The sequence below is a fragment of the Aporhodopirellula sallentina SM41 genome (assembly GCF_000346505.1).
Taxonomy (GTDB): domain Bacteria; phylum Planctomycetota; class Planctomycetia; order Pirellulales; family Pirellulaceae; genus Rhodopirellula; species Rhodopirellula sallentina.
In genome coordinates this window covers 1-2,679 of sequence record NZ_ANOH01000374.1, presented here as the reverse complement: position 1 = coordinate 2,679, position 2,679 = coordinate 1, and the positions used below count along the sequence as shown (strand labels likewise).

The following is a 2,679-nucleotide window of genomic DNA, read 5'->3' as shown; positions in this document are numbered from 1 at the left end:
CGGTTGGCTGTTTCGGGGGCCGGCAAAAGTCTTGGGGCCAGCGGTTGTGTGGATGCCGGAACGGCGCTTCGCTTGGTCCGGCCTACGGGGGTGATGCGAGAACGACGTGCACGAATTGGTTGATGTGCGTTGGCACCGGTTGTCTGGAAGAAACCGCGGCTAACGCCGATTGGCTGATTGGGGCATGTTGGTGTGAAGCGTTTTGGTGAATTTGCGAACTGTTGTGGGGGCGGGGGATTGGGGGCTGCGGTATATTGGGTGCCGGGGCTTGAACGTTCGGTCGCGAGTATGACTGGCAGCATTGGTAGGATCGATTGATGAGTGAAGCGGACGTCCACAGCATTGAATCGCTTGGTGATTTGCACCGGGCGGTCGATCATTTGAGCGAGAAGTTGATGCTGCAGGGGTACCAACTACGGTCGGTCGTGAATAACGCGGAGCAGCATTTCACGCAGCACTGCCCGAGTTACTGGCGGGGGCAGCTGCGTCAGGCGGAACAGCGTTTGAGTGAAGCACTCGATAGTCTCAGCCGCAAACAGTCGACATCTCGATCGGGCGAGTCGGTGCCGGCGACCGAGGAAAAGAAACAGGTCGCACGTTGGAAGGCTCGCGTTCGGTTGTGTCACGAGCGGATTGACCGTGCGCGGACGATCGCGGTGGAAATGGAACAGAACTGCGACAAGATGAAGGGCCCGATCGCGGATTTGCTCGAGCTAGCGGAAGTCACGTTGCCACGGGCTTCGACGCGGTTGACCCATTTGATCGAGAGGTTGCAAGCCTACCAGGAGAACCGGCCGATGGGCGGATAGGCAGTCAGATATCCGATCGGGCAGATATCCGATCGGGCAGATATCCGATCGGTCAGGCAGGCGATCGGACAGATAGGTAATCGGGATTCGCCGGGGCTGCGATCAGAGATGCCGAGCTTTGCCAAAAGGTTAAAAACCGGCCGGTCGCTGCCGCATCATGCGGCAGACGACCGGCCAAACTTTGCGGCGAAGCAATCGCTCCGACTTCGTCCGTGAAGTAGGTCCGCAAAATCAATCCGCATTGAAAATCGTTCCGAAGCCTAGTGAGCCGATTCACCGGAGGTGTTTTCTGTCACCCGCGACAAACGCTGATTGGCTGGTGGGGTTCGGTGAGATGCTATCTCTCAATCGAAATGCTCTAGGAACTCGTGCTTAGGTTGGTTTCGGTGGGTTGTTGCATGTATCGAATCAGGCCGTCGGTATTGAGCGGTTTGGGGAACCAATGGTCAACACCGTCGCTTCCTTGGCTGATGCCGAGATCCTGGGGCGATGTGCCGCTGGTGGCGACAATCCGCAGGTGCGGCGATGCGTTGATTTTTCGCAGGGCGCGAACCGTGGACGCGCCGTCTCCGTTGGGCATCCGCATGTCCAACAAGACGAAATCGGGCCAGGGATGAGAACCGAGATAATTCAATGCGTCGTTACCGTCGCACGCCGTGGCGACTTCGCAGCCTCTCATTGCTAGCACACCGGCGAGTAGTTCGCGTTGATCGGCGTCGTCTTCGACCAGGAGGACTTGGATCGGGCGAAGCGGTTCTTCGCACGCTTGTGCTTCGCGGACCGCTTCGGCTTCGGCGTGTTTGCTGACGTCGTGTTCGATTTTGTCGAGTTGATTGACGACCCGCAGGAAAGTCACGTTGGCTTCGTCGACGAGTCCGGCGTCCATTTGTTGCCGGTAGAACTGCAGGCCGAGGTTGAGGGTGTTGAGTTGGTTTCGCAGTTCGTGCAGGTTTTTGCTCGAGCCGCCCCAGGTCTGCTCGAAACTCGCGACGTCGAACGTTTCTTCATCGGTGCCGTCGAGAAGCTCTTTTCGCAAGATACGAACTTGAGGCGGGGCGTCGATACCGACGCGAGCGGTTCGCTGATCTGTGCGAAGGATCGAAATCGTGATCCCGAGGCCGGGAAAGAAAATGGACTCGTCAGGTTTTCGCGACAGGACAAGCATTGGAGAACTCCGTTTCGGTAGACGTACTTCAGTGCTTCGAGCAATCGTGCCTAATGCTCGAAGGAAAATGATCGATGGACCGAGCGAGATTGCTCGCGCCACCGAAACCGATCATCACAAACATTCGCGTCAATCATCTTGCGATCAACCTGAGTGCCTGCCGGCAAGGAGTCACTTCCGTGATGGTGTTCTCTGGAACGTCGTGCCCCAACCGTTCGCTTGCATACCCATAGCTTTCGCATTTTGGGAACAACGTCAATAGCGGTTCAGTTGATAATTGAGCGTCGGCGGTTGTCTTTTTTGAATGTCGGGTACGGTAACGATGATTGGCGTGAAGTCGACGTGTCCCTTACGCGACACGATGACGCATCCGATTCGATTCGTCGTTGTCCGACCGTCATCCTGCAAATCGTTCAAAAGGATGCCTCGACAGATATTCCATGTTGGAGAAGAACAAGGCAGCAGAGTCGTTTTGATGTCACTATTGGATTTCGGTCGCGACCAACATTTGGGTCGCGAGAAAACTTATGTGGTGATGTTATTTGGAACCTATTTAAAGCTCATCGGCGGATAGGTGTTCGCCGCGGTTCACACTGGCAACCGGTGTGAATGTTCGACGGTGAATCATGTTGCCGAGATTTTAGATGGGTTCTCGATCGGCTCTGTGATCGCTTGCGAACCTAGGATTCGCATGCTTTGCACTTT

At 55.9% G+C, this 2,679-nt stretch carries 2 protein-coding genes; one reads left to right on the top strand and one right to left on the bottom strand.

Annotated elements, in window-relative coordinates; translation table 11 throughout:
• Window positions 1–317 precede the first annotated feature (317 nt).
• Window positions 318–809 carry a hypothetical protein gene (locus RSSM_RS24605; protein ID WP_008686110.1) on the top strand — a complete coding sequence of 164 codons (492 nt, stop codon included), beginning with the start codon at window positions 318–320 and terminating at the stop codon, window positions 807–809.
• A gap of 358 nt (window positions 810–1,167) precedes the next feature.
• Here RSSM_RS24605 and RSSM_RS24595 read toward each other — a convergent pair whose 3' ends face one another.
• Window positions 1,168–1,974, bottom strand: coding sequence for a response regulator (locus tag RSSM_RS24595; protein WP_008686109.1), 807 nt, complete (start codon window positions 1,972–1,974; stop codon window positions 1,168–1,170).
• Window positions 1,975–2,679: the final 705 nt, after the last annotated feature.

Excerpts from the sequence above, each read along its gene's own strand:
- RSSM_RS24605 (WP_008686110.1), top strand. The coding sequence starts at position 318 with ATGAGTGAAGCGGACGTCCACAGCATTGAATCGCTTGGTGATTTGCAC.
- RSSM_RS24595 (WP_008686109.1), bottom strand. The coding sequence starts at position 1,974 with ATGCTTGTCCTGTCGCGAAAACCTGACGAGTCCATTTTCTTTCCCGGC.